Origin of the sequence: Bilophila sp. 4_1_30, assembly GCF_000224655.1 — a bacterium.
In the GTDB taxonomy this organism is placed as follows: domain Bacteria; phylum Desulfobacterota; class Desulfovibrionia; order Desulfovibrionales; family Desulfovibrionaceae; genus Bilophila; species Bilophila wadsworthia.
Genome location: NZ_JH114233.1, coordinates 310,476 through 329,014, shown reverse-complemented (window position 1 = coordinate 329,014; position 18,539 = coordinate 310,476). Strand labels below are relative to the sequence as shown.

The 18,539-nt window shown below is 59.0% G+C and carries 17 protein-coding genes; 12 read left to right on the top strand and 5 right to left on the bottom strand.

Annotated elements, in window-relative coordinates:
- Positions 1–37 precede the first annotated feature (37 nt).
- The gene (locus HMPREF0178_RS13485; RefSeq protein ID WP_009368595.1) at positions 38–1,537 is read right to left on the bottom strand and encodes a flavocytochrome c; all 1,500 of its coding nucleotides are present in this window, start codon (positions 1,535–1,537) and stop codon (positions 38–40) included.
- Between the two features lie 346 nt (positions 1,538–1,883).
- On the opposite strand from HMPREF0178_RS13485, the gene HMPREF0178_RS13480 reads away from it, so the two are divergent.
- The 3 genes from HMPREF0178_RS13480 to HMPREF0178_RS13470 all read left to right on the top strand — a co-directional run bounded on the left by HMPREF0178_RS13480 (position 1,884) and on the right by HMPREF0178_RS13470 (position 4,156).
- On the top strand, positions 1,884–2,690 hold the full coding sequence (locus HMPREF0178_RS13480; protein ID WP_009368594.1) for a M15 family metallopeptidase: 807 nt from the start codon (positions 1,884–1,886) through the stop codon (positions 2,688–2,690).
- Between the two features lie 510 nt (positions 2,691–3,200).
- Positions 3,201–3,692, top strand: coding sequence for a cupin domain-containing protein (locus HMPREF0178_RS13475; protein ID WP_009368593.1), 492 nt, complete (start codon positions 3,201–3,203; stop codon positions 3,690–3,692).
- 29 nt (positions 3,693–3,721) lie between these two features.
- Entirely contained in the window at positions 3,722–4,156 is a 435-nt protein-coding gene (locus tag HMPREF0178_RS13470; RefSeq protein WP_009368592.1) for a DUF523 domain-containing protein, read from the top strand.
- A 301-nt stretch (positions 4,157–4,457) separates the two neighbouring features.
- Here HMPREF0178_RS13470 and HMPREF0178_RS13465 read toward each other — a convergent pair whose 3' ends face one another.
- Positions 4,458–4,994 (bottom strand): ferritin-like domain-containing protein, encoded by a 537-nt coding sequence (locus tag HMPREF0178_RS13465; protein ID WP_009368591.1) that lies wholly within the window; start codon positions 4,992–4,994, stop codon positions 4,458–4,460.
- A 268-nt stretch (positions 4,995–5,262) separates the two neighbouring features.
- Between HMPREF0178_RS13465 and HMPREF0178_RS13460 the strand changes: the two genes are divergently transcribed.
- The 3 genes from HMPREF0178_RS13460 (at position 5,263) to HMPREF0178_RS13450 (ending at position 8,431) form a co-directional block, all read left to right on the top strand.
- Positions 5,263–6,060 carry an acyl-[acyl-carrier-protein] thioesterase gene (locus HMPREF0178_RS13460; RefSeq protein ID WP_009368590.1) on the top strand — a complete coding sequence of 266 codons (798 nt, stop codon included), beginning with the start codon at positions 5,263–5,265 and terminating at the stop codon, positions 6,058–6,060.
- Positions 6,061–6,921: 861 nt separating this feature from the next.
- Positions 6,922–7,632 (top strand): FadR/GntR family transcriptional regulator, encoded by a 711-nt coding sequence (locus HMPREF0178_RS13455; protein ID WP_005024675.1) that lies wholly within the window; start codon positions 6,922–6,924, stop codon positions 7,630–7,632.
- Position 7,633: 1 nt separating this feature from the next.
- Entirely contained in the window at positions 7,634–8,431 is a 798-nt protein-coding gene (locus tag HMPREF0178_RS13450) for a sulfite exporter TauE/SafE family protein (RefSeq protein ID WP_009368588.1), read from the top strand.
- 67 nt (positions 8,432–8,498) lie between these two features.
- Here the strand turns inward: HMPREF0178_RS13450 and HMPREF0178_RS13445 are convergent, their stop codons facing one another.
- On the bottom strand, positions 8,499–9,134 hold the full coding sequence (locus tag HMPREF0178_RS13445; protein ID WP_009368587.1) for a CPBP family intramembrane glutamic endopeptidase: 636 nt from the start codon (positions 9,132–9,134) through the stop codon (positions 8,499–8,501).
- On the bottom strand, positions 9,131–10,051 hold the full coding sequence (menA, locus tag HMPREF0178_RS13440) for a 1,4-dihydroxy-2-naphthoate octaprenyltransferase (protein WP_009368586.1): 921 nt from the start codon (positions 10,049–10,051) through the stop codon (positions 9,131–9,133). The genes HMPREF0178_RS13445 and menA overlap by 4 nt, the downstream gene beginning before the upstream one ends.
- Positions 10,052–11,418: 1,367 nt before the next feature.
- On the opposite strand from menA, the gene HMPREF0178_RS13425 reads away from it, so the two are divergent.
- Both HMPREF0178_RS13425 and HMPREF0178_RS13420 read left to right on the top strand, forming a co-directional pair.
- Entirely contained in the window at positions 11,419–11,667 is a 249-nt protein-coding gene (locus HMPREF0178_RS13425) for a DUF3311 domain-containing protein (RefSeq protein ID WP_005024680.1), read from the top strand.
- On the top strand, positions 11,664–13,139 hold the full coding sequence (locus tag HMPREF0178_RS13420) for a sodium:solute symporter (protein WP_009368585.1): 1,476 nt from the start codon (positions 11,664–11,666) through the stop codon (positions 13,137–13,139). Before HMPREF0178_RS13425 ends, HMPREF0178_RS13420 begins: the two co-directional genes overlap by 4 nt.
- Positions 13,140–13,565: 426 nt before the next feature.
- Here the strand turns inward: HMPREF0178_RS13420 and HMPREF0178_RS22630 are convergent, their stop codons facing one another.
- The gene (locus tag HMPREF0178_RS22630) at positions 13,566–13,877 is read right to left on the bottom strand and encodes a hypothetical protein (protein WP_232281279.1); all 312 of its coding nucleotides are present in this window, start codon (positions 13,875–13,877) and stop codon (positions 13,566–13,568) included.
- Here HMPREF0178_RS22630 and HMPREF0178_RS22625 point away from each other — a divergent pair.
- The 4 genes from HMPREF0178_RS22625 to HMPREF0178_RS13400 form a co-directional block, all read left to right on the top strand.
- On the top strand, positions 13,833–14,513 hold the full coding sequence (locus HMPREF0178_RS22625) for an exodeoxyribonuclease VII large subunit (protein WP_255344679.1): 681 nt from the start codon (positions 13,833–13,835) through the stop codon (positions 14,511–14,513). The two genes, HMPREF0178_RS22630 and HMPREF0178_RS22625, sit on opposite strands and share 45 nt — an antisense overlap.
- Before the next feature lie 533 nt (positions 14,514–15,046).
- Positions 15,047–15,772, top strand: coding sequence for a response regulator transcription factor (locus HMPREF0178_RS13410; protein WP_005024683.1), 726 nt, complete (start codon positions 15,047–15,049; stop codon positions 15,770–15,772).
- Positions 15,773–16,013: 241 nt separating this feature from the next.
- Positions 16,014–17,498 (top strand): HAMP domain-containing sensor histidine kinase, encoded by a 1,485-nt coding sequence (locus HMPREF0178_RS13405; RefSeq protein ID WP_009368583.1) that lies wholly within the window; start codon positions 16,014–16,016, stop codon positions 17,496–17,498.
- A gap of 360 nt (positions 17,499–17,858) precedes the next feature.
- The coding region (locus HMPREF0178_RS13400) for a molybdopterin-dependent oxidoreductase (protein ID WP_009368582.1) at positions 17,859–18,539 on the top strand (681 nt) is incomplete at its 3' end.

Below are 18,539 nucleotides of genomic sequence, written 5' to 3'. Positions count from 1 at the left end.
CCCCTCCCCCCTCCCAATACTTTCTTCCCCCAATCCACTACACCTTCTTCGCCATGACGTTGCGCCCGGCGAGCATACCGAACACGCAGCAATCAAGAATGGCGCAACCGCCAAGACGCATGGCCCCGTGAACGCCCGAGGTGGCCTCGCCCGCCGCGTAAAGGCCGGGAATGGGCGCGTCGTCGAGCACGCTCACCACTTCAGCCTTGGGCGTGATGAGCGCCCCCGCAAGGCTGTAGGTCAGGTTCGGCTTCACCATCACCGCATAGTACGGCGGCTTGTCCACCTTGTTGTTCTTGGTTTTGGCGAAATCGGCCTTGAAAGCCGTATCTTCGCCTTTTTCAGCCATCGCGTTGTATTCCTCAATGGTCGCCTTGAGCGCATCCAGCGGAATCTTGTAATGCTCCGCCAAATCTTCAAGGCTGTCATGCTTGGTCACATAACCCGCAACGGCGTTCTTTTCCATGCGGTGCTTGTTTTCCACCAGTTCGTAGGCATCACCGTCAAGAATGGACAAGGGCATCCGGCGCCCGTTGGAGGCCAATACCTTGCTTGCGGCGTGGAAGATAGCCACACGATCCGCGCTTTCGCTCACGAACCGCTTGCCCGTGGCAGGGTCGATCATCATGCCGAGCGGCTGCTCGTCCGTGCACGGGAAGGCCGGGCGGTACAGCGTGCCGTTGATCATGCGGGCCCCGGCGGCGGCAAGCATACGATACCCGGAAGCCGTCGCGCCGGGATGCTCGGTCGTGAACGCGCCGTCAAACTGCGGCAGTTCCTGCGACCGGAAGGCGCGATCCGCCTCAAAGCCGCCGGTACAGCAGATTACGCCCCGTTTCGCCCGGTAGCGCACGGGCGTCCCGCCCTTGTTCTCGAGATCGTCCGATTTGAGCCGCGTATTGAAATGGTAATCCGTACGCGCCGCAACGCCTTCGACCCGTCCATCACGATCGAGCAGCAACCGGTCGACCTTACAGCACAAGATGAGCTGGCCGCCCATCTTAAGATAGCTTTCGCGCAGGGGAGCCAATAGACCCGTCGCGCCGTTGTAGTCGGGCTGAAGCAGGCGCTTGGCGGTCATGCCGCCGGGCATCATCAAGGTATCCTTGAATTTCGCGCCGTGTTTGACAATAAAATCGAATGCCTCGACGCCGTTGCTCACGAGGGTCTTCGTCAGCTCGGGATGACAGAAGCCTTTCCCGGCCTTGAGCAGATCCTTGAGCATGGCTTCGGGAGAGTCTTCAATGCCTTGTGCCTTTTGGAGCGGGCTGCCGGGCACGGAGATGGTCCCGTTGCTGATAGCCGTGGAACCGCCGATCATGCCCATTTTTTCGAGCAGGGCCACGCGCTTGGCTCCGCTCTCAAGGGCCGACAGGCCCGCCACGAACGCGGCGAGGCCGCTGCCGATGACGATGACGTCGAAGGTCTCGGTCCAGTCGGCGTCCTTGGGTTTCCGGGGCTTGGCGAGGGCCGGAGCCGCCGCGAGACCGCACAGGGCCACTGCGCCCGTCTGGATAAAAGCTCTGCGTGTTTTCATAAGGACCTCCGAACAGCATTTCTCAACGCTCTAGAAAGAATAATCGCGGGTGTCAACAGAAAGCGCGCGTCCGAAAGCGGCCTTGCCGGGCGCGCCGGAGCCCATTCGAGAAAGATCCCCCAAAGGCAACGGCATGATCTGAGCATCAAAAGATTTTTTCCGTTCCGGCGCGTCGCCCAACAATCCGCCGTGCCGCCTCGCACGTACCGGAAAACCAATGTTCCTGGCAAAAAATATACGGGCTTCGACATTTCCGGCATTCCGCAGTAGAACCGCTCTCGGGCGCTATTCCGGAAAACAGAGAAGAACGCCCTGCCCGAGCGAAAAGCCCCTCAAGGAACGACCGATGCGCAAACTGATCTTCTGCCTCTGCTGCCTGCTCTGGGCCATCCCGGCCTGTGCCGGCGATCTCGAATTGGATCTTGAATGTCTGCAAGAAGCCTACCCCGGATTCATCACGGGCACGGAAACCGACGACGCGGGGCATGTGTGGTTCCTCACCAAGAACGGCGGACGTCTCCTCTATAATGACGGGAAAATGAAAAGCCATGCGGAACTGCTGGAAAACGCGGATATTGAGGACGCCATGCGCCAGCCTTACCCGCTGGAACCCGAGCGCCCGGATTTCGCGCCCGATGAGGAGCCGGGGCGCATCCGCTGTTATCCTCTGCTCAAGGCTTTGTACGGGGTGGACCAGCGTTCCGTGGAACGGGGAATCGTCCGTACGCTGTTCGGCGGCAAGATCAAGGTGCGCCTTGCCGCCCCCGCCGCCGAAGCGTTCCAGCGCATCGACACGGCGTGGAGGCTCAGGCCCGCCGATCCCGAACTGAACAGCTATTTTTCGCCCATCTACGGCTATTTCTGGCGCGCCATCGCCAAAACGAACCGCCTGAGCCCGCACAGCTTCGGGATTGCGGTGGATCTCAATCCCGACAAGGGCCCGTATTGGCAATGGAGCAAACTCCGCCCGCATCCGTTGCAGAAGACCTTCCCCTCCGCCATCGTCTCACTCTTTGAGGACAACGGCTTCATCTGGGGCGGAAAGTGGGAGCATTTCGACCTCATGCATTTCGAATACCGCCCCGAACTGATTATCAAGGCGAAAAAATTGCGGGCAAAGGCGAACGGGGAAAAGCCCAAAGACGCATCGTAGCACAGTGGCGCAATGAAAAAAGCGACCCGGCACTGTCCGCGCCTGATGCATGAAAAAGCCCGCTGCAACTGGAGCGGGCTTTCATTTTTCCTTTTTCCGATTTGCCTCAGATGGACACTCCATCTTACGCAGGGAGCGCAGGGGCCGTCCCGCCAGATCCCAAATGCCGAACCCCGTGCGGGCGTAGAGAAGCACAACCACCGGGCACAGCACGTTGAATAGCAGCAGGGCATGAATTCCCATGCCGAGACGGCGAGCACGCCCATTCCGAACCCTCGCCGTACCTCTCTTCCAAAGAGACGGCGAGGGTTGTTTTCGTCCCTGCGGACGTGACGCCCCCTAGATTCCGGGAAAATCTTTTCCCAAAGGACAACATCCTTGAAACAGATACAATTTCAAAATCAATCCGCTCCGCGATCTGGCGATTGCCTTTCGGATCGGATATGGCGTACACATGGCCCACATGCACCGCGGCACCTTGCCTCCAAAACACACGCCTAGGAAGAAACGATGGACCCTCAGAAACTGGTAGAGCATTTCAGCATGTCCCCGCATCCTGAAGGCGGTTTTTTCACCGAAACATATCGCAGCCAAGGAGCGATCTCCTCCGAAGCCCTGCCCTGTTTCGGAGGGATGCGGAACTTCTCCACGGGCATCCTGTTCCTCTTGCGCCGGGGAGAATATTCCCATCTGCACCGGCTGAAACAGGACGAGATGTGGCATTTTTATCTCGGAGCGCCCCTGCGGCTGGCGATAGTCAGACCGGATGGGACCGCAGAAGAAATCCTTTTGGGGCAGGATGTACTCAACGGCCAGTACCTCCAATACACCGTCCCGGGCGGCTGTTGGTTCGGCGCTACTCCGGCGGAAGGCTCCGATTTTGCGCTTGTGGGCTGTACCGTGGCTCCGGGATTTGATTTTGCGGATTTTGAAATGGCCGATCCCGACGTTCTGGGGCAGACCTTTCCCCACGCCGCCGGGTTGGTACGTGAATTCTGTTAGAGTAAGAGAGCGTTAGGATGGAGTCGAACATGTCCAAACAGTATGTGGTCAGCGCGTGTCTGGCGGGTGAATCCTGCCGGTATGACGGAGGCTGCTCTCCTTGTCCGGCGGTACAAGCGCTGGTCCGCACGGGGCAGGCCCTGCCGGTGTGCCCGGAAGTCCTCGGGGGGCTTCCGACGCCGCGCGTGCCCTCGGAAATCAGGGACGGGCGTGTTGTCGCCAAGGATGGAACGGACGTGACCGGTGCCTTTATCCGTGGGGCGGAGGAAGCTTTGCGGCTGGCGTTGGAAAACGGCTGCACAGCGGCGATCCTCAAGGCGCGGTCGCCCTCCTGCGGATCCGGGGAAATTTATGACGGCTCCTTTACCGGAACCCACGTGCCCGGCGAAGGCGTTTTCGCCCGCATGGCCCGTGAGGCAGGACTCGAAATCTGGAGTGAAGAAACATTCACCGAAGGAAGATAACCTCTCTTGCCGGGAAGGCACGGACGGTATCAAGACAAAAAAACGGTTCCACACGCGGCGTAGCCGGATGCGGAACCGTTTTTTCGCGCGGAATGCACAAGAAACCACTCCAACGGGGGCATTCGTTCTCAGGCCGGCATGGAAGACAATCTGTGCCGGAAAAGCCTGCGAGCACAGATCCGATAACGTCGAAAGTCTTTGGAAAGGGAGAGACGCGAGCCGCGCTGACAGATTTTGGGAAAGGGGCTTTGCTGAAGAAAGCCCCTTTCCCGGTGTCTCTAACTTTTCAAGTGTACCCGCTCTAGTTCGCGGCGGCGGGAGCGATGGCGAAGCCCTTGGTGGTCCCGCCGGTCGAAGACGGCGTACCGGCGATCTTGGAGAGGAAGGTATCGCCGAGGGTTTCGATGTGATCGCTGATATTATCGAAATAATTCAAGTGAATCTGCTCTTCGCCGATGATCGTTTCAAACAGTTTGGCGGTCAGGATATCGCCGTTGTCCACACAGACTTTGCGAAGCTCGTTGTACACGAAGATGGTGTCGTCTTCACTGTCGCTGTCGCTGCTGTAAATCGCTTTGACTTCCTGTCCCTTGATCACCTTCCCGGCAACTTCGGAAGTAGGCTCGCCGCCGAGTTCTTTGATGCGCTCGGCGAACATTTCGCAGTGGCGCATTTCATCGATGGCGATGAGTTTCATATTCGCGGCCAGTTCGCCATAGTCCATGTCGTCCAGGTTGTAATGCTGGTTCATGTATTGATGAATCGCATGTAGTTCCATGCTCCGCGCCTTGTTCAGCGCTTCAACGACGTTGGCCTTGCGGGTTTCACGATCAGACATGGCAAATCTCTCCTTACAAATGTTTGTACCAATATACGTCACCCGGAAACGCCTGTCTATATAACATGGGGAATACAGGAAGCGCCGCTCCGGCTGAAACGGGTATTTTATACGCAAGCGGCACGCGGCACAGTGAATCCCGCCGTACAGCACCCGGCACCAAGGTGACCGGGCCGCAACGGTTAGGCAAACCGGAGGCCATGTTCTGGACGAAAGCGCTACGGGCGTGCTACAGGCAGGAAGTACTCTTTTTCCCCCGGAGAAACATATGTTGGATTATCCCGAATATACTCTAGGCATTCAAGCCCGTTACGGCGAAGCGGGGACCGACGGCAAGATACGCCTCGGTGCGTTGGCGAACTGGTTTCAGGAGGCGGCCGGACACAACGCCTCGGCCCTCGGTTTCGGCGACGAGCGGCTTTTCGCGGAAGGGAAGGCGTGGATACTCACCCGGATGACCTTTCGTATCAAGGATCTGCCCTCGCCCGGCGACAAGGTGAACATCCGCACGTGGCCCGCGAAGCTCGAACATCTGGGGCACAGAGGATATGAAGTGTACAACGCTTCCGGTGAACTGACCGTCGCCGCCGTGAGCGCGTGGACGGTGCTGGATCTCACCACCCGCCGCCTGACGGCCCTGCCCGAAGAGCTTGCCGCCGTCTATCCCGTGAACACGATTCCTTGCATCCCCTTCCCGTCCCGTACCATCCCACGGTTGCGCGAGGGGATAGGCAGCGCCGACGTGCTGGTACGGCGCGACGACCTCGACATCAACGGACATGTCAATAACTCAAAGTATCTTGGCTGGTTGCTTGAGTGTCTGCCGTGGTCCCCCGGTGAAAGCCTCATCCCGTCCCTGCTGGACGTGACATTCCGCGCCGAATGCTTCCCCGGCGATGCGCTCACCTCACAATGCGTCCCCCTGCCCGACGAAACCGACGCCACCGCGCCTGACGGGTTCCCGCAAGCGCCGCATGGCCTGCTGCATGTGATCCGCCGCACCGACTCGGGCGATGACGTCTGCCGCGCCGTGACGCGCTGGACGCAAAAAGTCCGGCTGCCTTAATGATGTGTTCCAGCATGGCCGCCCCCGATAACCTGACCAACTCCGAAAGGCCGTTTCAGACGGCCTTTTTACTGCGCTTTGAAGTGGATTTCCGGTTCTCAAGCACATTTCACATGAAACGGCTTAGAGCCTTTCGAAATGAGAATCCCCTGACCCAAACGCAATCCTTTGACAGTATAACATATTATAAATTATGAATAAAAATCTATCATTCGACTGGACGATTCTTGGAATGGTATATCATTCAAAAGGTAATCCGCGCCAGTCCCCATTCGGCCCCTTCCGCAACCGCAAGCAAGGTATCGTTTCCGTTCCATACCAATACCGACCCAATACCGACCATTTACCGCTTGCACAAAACCGACCAATTCCGCACTGTGGGGAAATGTACGGGCATACAGTGGCATCCGAGACATTTTTCCGCATCCAACATGGGCTCCATACAGTGCCTTTCAGCATATACCGCGCACAGGTCCATGTATCCATCCGTTTTCACCCAATATGAACTTAATGACCCGTTGTGAAAAAAAGAATATCAGTCCATCATAAAGCGCAACACATTTTTTGCTTGCACACTCGATTCCGAGAGGATACCTCTCAATAAGTTGAAACAACGGCATAAATGGCTTGATGTGACGCCATACGCCGATTCTGGACGATCTTATGCGGAGAGACCTTTTCCATCGCGCGCGCATCTGCCCTCTTCCGGTTTTATCTGTATATCACAGTGTATTTTATACTCTTTTCCCTATTCCAATTTTTTGGGGCAAAAGCAACAAGAATGGTCTGAGTGGTCTATTTACGGTTGACAGAATCTTTCAATGGTCATATTGGCCTTACCAATTCAGTGAGGAATGCATCATGCCCAAAACAGACTCTTCCGCCGGGCGTCCGCGCCGGAGCTATCAGAAGCTCACGGAACGCCTCCGGCAATTCATGGAGGAAGGCCATTTCCGCGACGGGGACAAACTGCCCCCGGAACGGGCCCTTGCCGAATCCTTCGGCGTTTCCCGCAGCAGCGTCCGCGAAGCCATCCGTGCCCTTGCCGAAAAAGGGCTCCTCGAAAGCAGGCAAGGGGACGGGACGTATGTCCGCGTGCCCGACATAGAGCCGCTCAAGGAGGCCATCCTTGAAGCCGTGGATTCCGAGGGCCTGATGTTCGACGAGGTGACGGAATACCGCCGCATCGTGGAGCCGGGCATTGCGGAAATCGCTGCCGTGCGCCATACATCCGAACAGCTTGACCGCCTCAAGATCATCGCCTGCGATCAGCAGCGCCGCCTGCTCGTCGGCGAGAACGACGGCGATCTCGACGCCAGATTCCACCTCGCCCTCGCCGAATGCACGGGCAACAAACTGCTCATAGACACCGTCGCCCGGCTGAACCGCATCTACGCCAAGGGGCGCACCCCGGAGCTGCGGGACACGCCGTGGCGCCAGTTCTCGGTTTCCTCCCACCTGCGCATCATCGACGCGCTTGAGCGGCGGTCCCCGGAAGACAGCCGCAAGGCCCTCGAAGAGCATATCGATACGGTTATCCACAAACACCTTTTCGCCACCGTGAGGGACTGACATGCTGATTTCACTGGTTGTTTACTGTTTGCTCGGGGCTATTGCGGGCGTTCTGGCCGGGCTTCTCGGCGTGGGCGGGGGCATCGTCATCGTGCCCATGCTCGTGTTTGCGTTCGGCTGGCAAAACTTCCCGCCGGACGTACTCATGCTCATGGCCCTCGGGACGTCGATGGGCAGCATCATGTTCACATCGATTTCCAGCTCGCTGGCCCACAGCCGCAACAAGGGCGTCCAGTGGGATGCCGTACGGAACATCACCCCCGGCATCCTGATCGGCACGTTCTGCGGGTCGTTCCTGGCTTCCCACGTTCCGGCGCGGTTCCTTCAGCTCTTTTTCGTAGCCTTCCTCTTCTTCGTGATCACCCAGATGCTCAGCGGCAAAAAGCCCAAACCGTCCCGCCACCTGCCCGGTCTCGGAGGCATGAGCGTCGCGGGCGGGATCATCGGCGTGGTTTCGAGCCTCGTGGGCATCGGCGGCGGCACGCTCTCCGTGCCCTTCCTGCTCTGGAACAATCTGGACATGCGCAAAGCCATCGGCACCTCGGCGGCCATCGGCTTTCCCATCGCCCTTGCCGGATGCTTCGGCTACATCGTGAACGGCTGGAACGCCGCGAACCTGCCGCCCTATTCCTTCGGCTACATTTACCTTCCGAGCCTGTTCGGCATCGTCATCGTCAGCATGTTCACCGCTCCGCTGGGTGCGCGCCTCGCCCAGACCCTTCCGGTCCCCAAACTTAAGAAATGCTTCGCCCTCCTGCTCATCGTCGTCGGCATCAGGATGCTGCTCAAGGCGCTGTAAACAAACGGCACCAAAAGGCGGGGAGCAACCCCGCCTTTTTTATGGGCAACACCCTTTTCCGGCCCCCTCAGACGCCCGGCGTCAGGGGCCAGAGGATGAACACGGCGACCGTCCAGAAAGCATGGGAAAGGATGCAGGGGACGAGGCTGTCGGTTTTCCAGTAGAGCCAGCCCCAGAACAGCCCCGCCGTCAGGGCGGCCATGACCAGCATGAGGTTCCCTGAAAAAATGTGGACCCCCGCGTAAACGCACACCGCAAGGAGCCATCCGGCCTTTCCGCCGAAACGGTGCGTGAACCAGCGCTGGACGAAGCCGCGCCAGAAAACCTCCTCGGCGGGGCTGGTGATGAAAAGCAGTACCAGCGCCATAGCGAGCGGCGAACCTTCATGGCGGATATCGTAGATGGCCGATACCTGATGCGGCGCAAAGCGGAACAGCCAGCCGGAAAGCGTATTGCCGAGCGCGAAGATCGCATAGAGGAGTGCCGCCGAAACGAGGCCGATAAGCACGGCCCGCCCGGTCCACTCCGTCCGTTTCATCGGAACGCCCGCGAACCAAAACGAGAGCAGGGCCAGCACCGAGGCCGCCGTACCCATGCCGATCCAGAAATTGACCCAGTGCAGGCCGAAATTCACCCACCAGAAGAACGCGGCCAGTGCCAGCGTGCCGCACACCTGTCCCGCTGTGGGAATGCGCGGCGTCATGCGAATATCCCCCTGATCAGGCCCTGCGCCAGTTCAAGGCCCCGCGGCAGCAGTATTCCGGCAATGAGCAGCAGCCCGAACAGGAAATGGTGCCTCGCGGATACGCCGTCCAGCGATACGAGTTCGGATTCGGGCAGAGGCCGGGTCCCGAGCGTCCGCAGCGTACGCCACAATCCCGGCGCGAGCACGAAAGGCAACAATCCGGAAAGCGGCAAAACGCCGAATGCGGCGAGAAGCAGCAGGACGCCGTACGCGCCTACGCACAGGGCCGCGTACAGGTACAGGGCTTTCCTGCGGCCCAGCAACATGGCGAGAGTCGTGATCCCGGCCTCGCGGTCGTGCGCGATGTCGCGGATGTCGTTGGCGTGCATGATGCTGGTGACGAGGCACGCAATAGGCAGGGAGGCGAGAAAGGGCCGCCAGTCAAGGGAGCCTCCCTGGATGTAGTAGGCGGGAAGCGCCATGAGCGGCCCCATGAGCAGGAACACCATAATCGGGCCGCAGGCATGGTATTTGTAAGGCCAGAAGCCGCTGGTGTAGCCGTAGCCGCCCGCAATCCCCACGAGGCCGAAGGCGAGGATCGGCCAGCCGCAGGCGAACCCGAGCACGATGCCCACGGCAAAGGCCGCGCACAAGGCGATGAGGCCGCCCCGCCGCATGGCTTCGGGGCTGATAAGGCCGAGGAGGATGGGCGATTCGCCGTGGGCGGAAGCTTCGGTATCCACGCCGCTCCGGTAGTCGCCATAGGTGTTCAGCATATTCGTGCCCGTCTGAACCGCGACGCCGCCCAAAAGCGTGAGCAGGAACAGCCCGGCATGAGCGGCATCCGAGGCCCACGCCAGCGCCGCCCCGAGCGTCAGAGGAATCACGGACGCGGTGAACGACCAAGGCCGCGTCGCCAAAAGCCACTTCTTCATGGAACTCTCCTGATGGACAATGAGCCGCCCTCAAAACCGGGGAAAGCGGCGGAGCAACGCTTACCCCTTTTGGGGGCGCGCATTCGTTCTTGAACCTATCATCTTTCTGTTATTGTAAAATACGGTCACAGTATACACGGTTTGTTTTGTTTTACCACATTTTTTTACCGTGCAGGAAAGACTGCTGGAACCCTCTGCGCCCCTCTTTTTGCGCATCCCGGCCTTCTTGGGAGAGTTGGCGTTTGCATCGCTCACGTATCTCGACGCAGTCGCGTTTGGCCATTTGTTCGAGCTGCCAATATAACGTGATAGTATCAAAACGCCATATCGCTTCCATGAACGGATGCATCCCGGAATCACTATGCAACGGCAATACCGTATCTCTGCAACAAAGAAAGGCTCTCCCCGAATTTGAAAGGAACGGCATATCCTCTCAAAAACGGCATCTTTTTCCTCATCAGGCGCTGAACAAATCCGTTTTTCTCCTGTTCCCAAATATTTTCATAGCAAAAAAGGTCTTGAACGGCCTTTCCCACATCGTTTTACGGAGTTGCAGATGGTTCTTCTGAGGCTCCGTGTTTACCCGGAGCCCGTTCGCTCAAGAAAGCTGTGCCACAAATGGTCGATCTTTCCTTGTTATAGTGTCACGGCCTGGGTACCGTTTGGACAATGCATCCATTTTCTTCTTGACCCCTATAGCCCATCTTTCTATTCTCTTTATATATCAAAACGGGTTGCACGGAAAAATCATGAACAAGCGTTACGGCATCCCCCTCCATTCCATTGTTTTGCTCGCCCTCTTGCTGGGGGCGGGGGGATTTGCGCGCGTTTTTCCCGTGCACCCAACAAACGGGTCGGCCCGTTTCGATGCGCCGGAATACATCCAGCCTCTCCTCATACAGGAGGTATGCCCTCCGGGTTCCGACGAGGATGTTCCATCCTTCAAGTCAAAAGCTCCGCCGCCGGACCAGGGCACACATCTGGCGGCGTCCACCTCTCCCCCCTGTCCCTCCTCTGACGCAGGGCCGCCTGTGTTCTCTCATCCCCGAGTGCCCCCGCCCTTCATGGCGCGGCCTCCTGCCCTTCCCCCTTCCCCCACCTTCCCTTTGATCCCCTTCCCTTCGTCGTCTGTGCACCCCGCGTGCGGGCCTCCCGAGCCTTCCCTTTCCCAGGGATAGCGTGCGGGCAAGTTGCAAAGAGCCATGCCAAGCATTCCTCCTGTCGCGTCCAGCGTATGGGCCGGGAGGGGGCCTTCGCGGATAAGGCTGCCCTTCCCTTGCACCCGTTGAACGGCACCCGAAAGGGAGCGGAGAGCCCGTCTACACGCCTGAACAGGGCGTACCACTCTCAACCCCGTGAGGCGACACATGCAATCAAGAATCCCCACCTATATCTTCTCCCTGTTCATCCCCCTTGCGCTCGTTATCGGCTGTTTCGGCTTCTATAACCGTGTGGAACCGCGCATTTTGGGATTTCCTTTCATCTACGCCTGGATTTTTGCCTGTTTTTTCCTTGTATCGGCCAGCATGTGCATCGGCTGGCTCCTTGATCCCCAGTCCGACAGGAACAAGAAACGGGCTTCCTCTTCTCGCGCACCGAAGGAGAATGCATCATGACCGCTCTCGTTTTCATAGCCCTTATGGCTTTTTCAGTGGTACTGGCTTTTATGGCGAAACGCGGCGTCATTGCCAATTCGATGGATGACGTCATGGTCGCGGGGCGCTCTTTCGGCGCATTCATGGTCTTTTTCGTCACCGTAGGCGAAACCTACGGCATCGGCACCATGATCGGCGTACCGGGCGCCATCTACTCCAAGGGCATCAGCTATTCGCTGTGGTTCCTCGGCTATATCCTGCTCGGCTTCGTGGTAGGCTATTTCATGAACCCGGCGATCTGGCGCATGGGCAAGATTTCGGGCGCCATGACCATGCCGGACTGCTTCCGTTGGCGCTACGGGAGCAAGGCGCTGGAAGTGCTCGTCGCCGTGATCTGCATCGTGTTCCTGCTGCCGTGGATGCAGATGCAGTTCGCGGGGCTGGCCACCATCCTGCGCTACATCGGCTGGGACATCAGCTACACCGTGGGCATCGGGATCTCCGCGGCGATCGCCTACCTCTATATCGCAGTGGCGGGCATCCGCGCCCCGGCATGGATCAGCATCATGAAGGATATCCTCATGATGGCGGCCATCGTTTCCGGCGGGCTCGTCGCCATCCACAACATGCCGGGCGGGATCTCGGGCATCTTCGATATGGCCATCGCCCATTTCCCGGATAAAGTCGTTATCGACGCGGAGCCCATCACCAAAAACGCCACATTCGTCTTCTCGACCATCATCTTTCAGGCGCTCGGCTTTTGCGTGACGCCGCTCCAGTACCAGTTCATATTCACTGCAAAATCGGAGGACACCATCCGGCGCAACCAGATCATCATGCCGTTGTACATGTTCATGTACCCGTTCCTGATTGTGGCGGCGTACTTCGTGCTGGTGACGGTGCCGAACCTGAATGATCCGGACTCGTCGTTCATGGCGCTGGCCGCAGCCAACCTGCCCGAATGGACGGTAGGCATGGTGGCGGCGGGCGGCGCGCTGACCTGCATCCTCGTCATTGCGGTAAGCGCCCTCAATCTGGGCGGGATTTTCAGCCGCAACATCTGGGGCGTGTTCCGATCTTCCGTGTCTCAGAAGCAGGCCGTCCTCGTAACGAATATGGCTACAGGGGCGTCTCTCCTGATCAGCGTGGTATTGGCGGTGATGCTGCCCAACCTGATGCTCGGAGTCATCAACATCGCGTACTTCTGGGCGACCCAATGTTTCCCGATGGCGCTGGCAACGTTCTTCTGGCGCGGGGCCACCCGGACGGGCGTATTCGCCGGCCTGCTGACGGGCGTGGTCGCCGTCGTCGTCCTCACGGAAACGCACGTGACCTTCTGGGGCCTGAATCAGGGATTTGTCGCCATGATTCTGAACGCGCTGGTCATGGTAGCGGTTTGCCTGTGCACCAACCCGGATGAGGCGACGAACGAAACCAGCAACGCCCTGTTCGCCTGTGCCGCTCAGGAAGAACCCGAACCCGTGGATCTCTAGAGCATATTCCTTTTGAAACGGCACGGAGGCATTGGGGAAGGGGAATTTTTCTGAGGAAAGCCCCTTCCCCTGGCTTGCCGGAGCGGTTCGCGCGCCCCTTTCCAAAGGCTTTTCTGCGTGTCGAATCCTGTCCGCAGCGTTCCTCCCCGTCCCTCCCAATAGCCCTCCCCGTCCGCTTCGAGAAGAAATCGACGCGGCAATTCGCTGCGGACAGGGCTCTTTCTTCCTCACTCGGACATGGACAGTACGCCGTTAAGGGCGCATCCTCGGATGAGCTTTGTCTTTGGCGGCAACTCCCATGCCTACAGCATACGCCGCAGAAGGTGGAGGTTTTCCCATCCATGCCGATTGACTCGACCGGGAAACCATGCTGAACTTTTCGTAACGCCTTCTGGAGAATCCGCTATGCCAATGCCCGCTATGCCGTCATTGTCCGTTGCCCGTCTGAGTTCCGTTTTCGAGGACATCGCGGGGGCGGCCCTTAAAAATGCCGTAGATGATTCCAGCTGTGTCTTCAGGACACAGGGGATCATCGGAGATTGGACCGCCAAAAGGACATTTTGGAATGGCGTCCATTACGGCATTGAGCTCGCTGACGGGGGAAAAAGCATCTGTGTGGATCTGCCGCTTGAGGTCATTCAAAGCGGCGGCATACGGCCGGGGGATCGCGTTGATGTTCTCGGCATTCCGGCGGTGTACTTGAAGAAATCCGTCGTCCTCTTCAAACTCCATGTCCATGCGGCCTCGGTCATTGAGGCTTCCGCGGGAGGACGCGGCCCAGAGCCCGTAAAGAATGTTGAAGGGACGATCAGCCATCTCAAGGAACTCGGCTTTAAAAGGATACCCTTTCCGAAACGGGCAACCGCCATCTCCGTGATCCATTCCAAATCCCATGCCGCCAACGTCTTCGCCGACTTCAAGAACGAACTTGATCTGAAAAGCGTCAACGTGGAATCCCTGCCGACCGCCATGACGGATCCGTCCGCCATAGCCCGGGCGATAGATCAGGCAAGCGGCAATGTCGTCGTACTGATACGCGGAGGCGGAGACGATGCCGAGTTCACCACATTCCAGCACGACGACGTCGTCAAGGCCCTTGCGCGCAAAGCGGCGCACAGGATCACCGGCCTCGGGCACTACGGCAACCTGACGTATGCGGACATCATAGCGGATTTCTGCACGACAACGCCTACCAGCGCCGGAGCCTACGTCCGGGAGCAACTGATCCGTACCTACAATATGCGGCAAACGGAAAGGGAGGCCCTCGAAGAACAGGCCGTGCTCATCAAAGCGCTACGGATCAGCAAGCTCAAATGGATGCTCGTTGCCCTCGCGGGAATCGCCTTGGCGGGGTATCTTGGGTTTTTCCGCTAGATAAGGATAACGGCTAAAAAATCCTGTCGGACGGTTGAACAGACCTCCCCAGCGCCCCTTCCCGGCACGTATCGGGAAGGGGCGCCTTCGCCTTCCAATACATGGAACAACGGCAAGACGATGAGCCGTCGTGCCTTTTCCCGGCGGCCTGCCCTCCTCACCAGGCAAGAACCCAACCCTGACCGGAATCGGCATTCCACACCATATGCGGGGCTTCCCCTTGGGGGGCATGGCGGGTTCCTCTGCACTCCTTGGCAGTTTGTGAAGAAAAACCACGACATGCCGTCATCTGTCGACAAAAGGCCGCGAAACGCCTTGTCAAACGCTCCGGTTTGACGGAATAATACGTCTAACGCCAACGTTCACAACATAGACTTTATGCATTAATACACTGTATTATTTGTATAAATAAAAAAGAACAAACCAGTGTGACACCGAGCACGGATATCCGCTCGCCGCATTTGAAAGATGCCTTGCGAGGGTATCCCCCAATACGTCCCCGCCCAACGGCTGCCCCATCCAAAGGAGGATGCATGTCCACCATCAAACATTCGCAGATTTCCGCGCTCCTCGTCGATGACGACGCCAAGCTGTGCGGTCTGCTGCGGGACTACCTTGAAGGATTTGGGTTCTCGCTCGACGTTGCCGAGGACGCTTCGTCCGGGCTGGAAAAAGCCGTTGCGAACGAATACGACGTGATCCTGCTGGACATGATGCTGCCGGATATGGACGGCCTTGACGTGCTGCGGCGCTTGCGGGAAATCGGCTCCACGCCCATTGTCATCTTCTCCGCGCAGGATGAGGAAGCCAGCCGGATTGTGGGGCTTGAGATGGGCGCGGACGACTATGTGCCCAAAGCCTTTTCCCCGCGCGAGCTGCTGGCGCGGGTGCGGGCCGTGCTCCGTCGGGCGCAGCCCGTACAGGCGGAGCGGAAGGAGCCCGAAGAGGACGGCGTGGTCCGGGTGCGCGGATTGTGGATGGACCGCAAGTCCATGAAGGCGCGCATGGACGGCGTCCCGATGGATCTCACCGCGCTGGAATTCCGCATCCTGTTCGGCATGGCGGCCCATCCGGGACGGGTCTTCACCCGCGAGAACCTGCTTGAGCTTGCCGTGGGCCGCGAATTCAGCCGGTATGACCGTTCCGTGGACATGCACATCTCCACGCTCCGGCGCAAACTCGGAGACGATCCCCATAACCCGGCCTATTTGAAGACAATACGCGGAATGGGCTATACCCTGCTTCCCGAAGAGGCCTGACCCGAATTCTAAACAACAAGCGGAAAACATTCCGCTACCCGTTCCGAGAATTCTTTTTCTTTGCATACCCAAAGGCAGGGAGCCATTCCCACGTCCTTTGCCTCTCCGCCAAGCGTCCGCTTCGGCGCGGAGCCGCCGGGTCAAGGGGGCGCTGCCCCTTTACGGGGTTCCGAAGGGGCAGCGCCCCTCGGTGGAAGTCGAGAAAATCCGGCGAACAAGCCTCCATTCAGGAGAAAAAACCATGCGCGTGGGACTGTACCAGAAATTCTTCACTTGGGCGATGCTCAACCTCGTCCTGCTCGGCGTCATCACAGCCCTGTTTATCGGCGGGGTGCTGCTGTTCAACAACAATCTGTACTCGCCCATGCTGTTCAACGGCAGTATCGCCTCCACGTTCCGCATGACCTCCGTGGAGCTGCAATACAAACCCGAAAACCAATGGGCTTCGGTCCTTGAGGAGTGCGGCAGGGAGTGCGGCCTCCATTTCGGCATCCTGATCCTCGACGATATGGACCCTCCGCTTGCTGCGGGCGGCCTGCCTCCAAGAGTTGTGGAGGCGGCCCGCACCATTCCCCGCCCTCCCTACTCCCTGTGCGCCGAACCCGATTCGGGCGCGTTCAGCACGATCACGCCCGCCGTGGAACTTGAAGCGGGCATCCTCCCGCAACAATACGTCATTTTCATGCGCGACGGCGATCCCGCCCAATACTGGTACGCCCGCACCATCCTTGTCTCCAACGACGAAGGCGTTGTCCGCTACGTGCTGCTCGCGGCGTCTTCGCCGTCCATCACCGGAAACGGGCACTTCTTCGAACTGCGCCTCGCCGTGGCCCTGCTCCTGTCCGGGCTCGGTCTGTCGTTCCTGTGGTGGTGGCCCTTCGTGCGCCATCTCACCAAGCCCATCATCCTCATGACCAAAGTGACCGAGCGGATCGCGGCGGGCGATTACAGTTCGCTCTCCGACGATTCGCCCATCAGCCTCAAGGCCGTGGGCGAAGGGCGCGGGGACCAGATCGGCTGCCTCGCCAAGGCCACTGGCATCATGGCGGAAAAGGTCAAACAGCAGGTCCACGGGCAGCGCCGCTTCATCCGGCACATCGCCCATGAGCTGGATTCGCCGCTGGCCCGGATCAAGCTCGGGCTCGCCGTGCTGGACAGCCGTGTGGACGAGAAAAACCAGCAGCGCGTACAGGAAATCAGCGACGAGGTGGAGCAGCTTTCCCTGCTGGTCGAGGATGTGCTGAGCTTCATGCGTTCCGAGGCCATTCCGGAGTCACCTGCCCGTGAGGCCGTATCCCTCGCGCCGCTGCTCCAGTATGTGACACGCCGCGAGGCCCGGGACCGCGACGTGCGCCTGAGCGTCGACGAGGGGCTCAAGGTCTGGGCGGACGCAAGCTGCCTCGGACGGGCGCTCGCCAACGTGGTGCGCAACGCCGTGCGTTATGCCGGGGAAGACGGCCCCATCGCCATTGCCGCAAGGCCGCAGGGGGACCGTGTGTGCGTGGAAATCCGCGACAGCGGCCCCGGCGTCCCCGCCGAGGAAATGGAGCACATCACCGAACCGTTCTTCCGGGGCGAACAAGCAAAGAAATATCCCGGCGGCTCCGGGCTCGGCATGTCCATCGTCAAGCATTGCGTGGAAGCCTGCGGGGGCGAGCTGCACTATTACAATCAATACCCCAAGGGATTCACCGTCTCCATTACGCTCAAGGCTTGTGACAAATAACCCTACCTCTGTATCATCCAAACAGGAAACCGCTTGTGCAAAATCGTTGAAACAGATTGTTTTACTTTCTTTTTTCATCGGAATCATCCATACGCTCCTCCTTTTTTCATGAAAAGCTCACTCTCCGTTGAGAGTGAGCTCTTGCGCCGTTTGTGAGGAAGGGTCTTTGACGAGATCCGATTCAATCATTTTTATCCTGTAATAACATCATGATAGACTTTTACAAAACTTTTACAAAACGTTGAACTTTTTTTTACAAACTTTCCGCATAGTCGCTCCATCCGGTGATTTTTTCCCGCAGCACGGATCTGTATACGAACGGCCTCGCGTGGCGCGCGGCGTTCCAAGGACGGAGCACCCATGTCCAACACATTCTCCCGAAGACATTTCCTTCAATACGGCATGGCGGCGATCGCCGGGGGCACGGCCCTCGGGAGTCTGCCGGTCCATGCGGCGCAGGCTCCCGCCGGAACGGCCGCTCCCAAAAGCGATTTGGTGAAGGGCTACTGCCCTTTCTGTCAGGTCCGCTGCACCTACCACGCGCGCGTGCGCAACGGCAAAATCCTCGAACTCATCGGCGATCGCGGCAACCGCTGGACCGGCGGGGCCATGTGCCCCAAGGGCCTGTCCATCGTCGAGCTGCTCAACAGCCCCTACCGCCTCGTGCAGCCCATGCTCAAGCAGGGCTCGGAATGGAAAACCATCTCCTACGCCGAGGCCGTGGACATCGTCGTGGACAAGCTGCGCCAGAGCCGCGCCAAGCACGGCGACAAGATTGCCGAGCGCCTTGCCCTCACCTCCCCCCTGTGGGATTGCCGCGAAAGCGAACTCGCTGCGCTCATGACCATGCGTACGGCGGGCGGGGTCAACGTCATGCCCGCCGGTGAAGTCTGCATCAGCACGGCGTCCAACGTGCTCGGCATGTTGCTCGGCGCGAACACCTCCACCACCACGGTCAACGAGATCGTCAACGCGAAGACCCTCGTGCTCTGGGGCGCGAACATCAGCGAAACCTACCCACCCTACACACGCTGGCTTGAC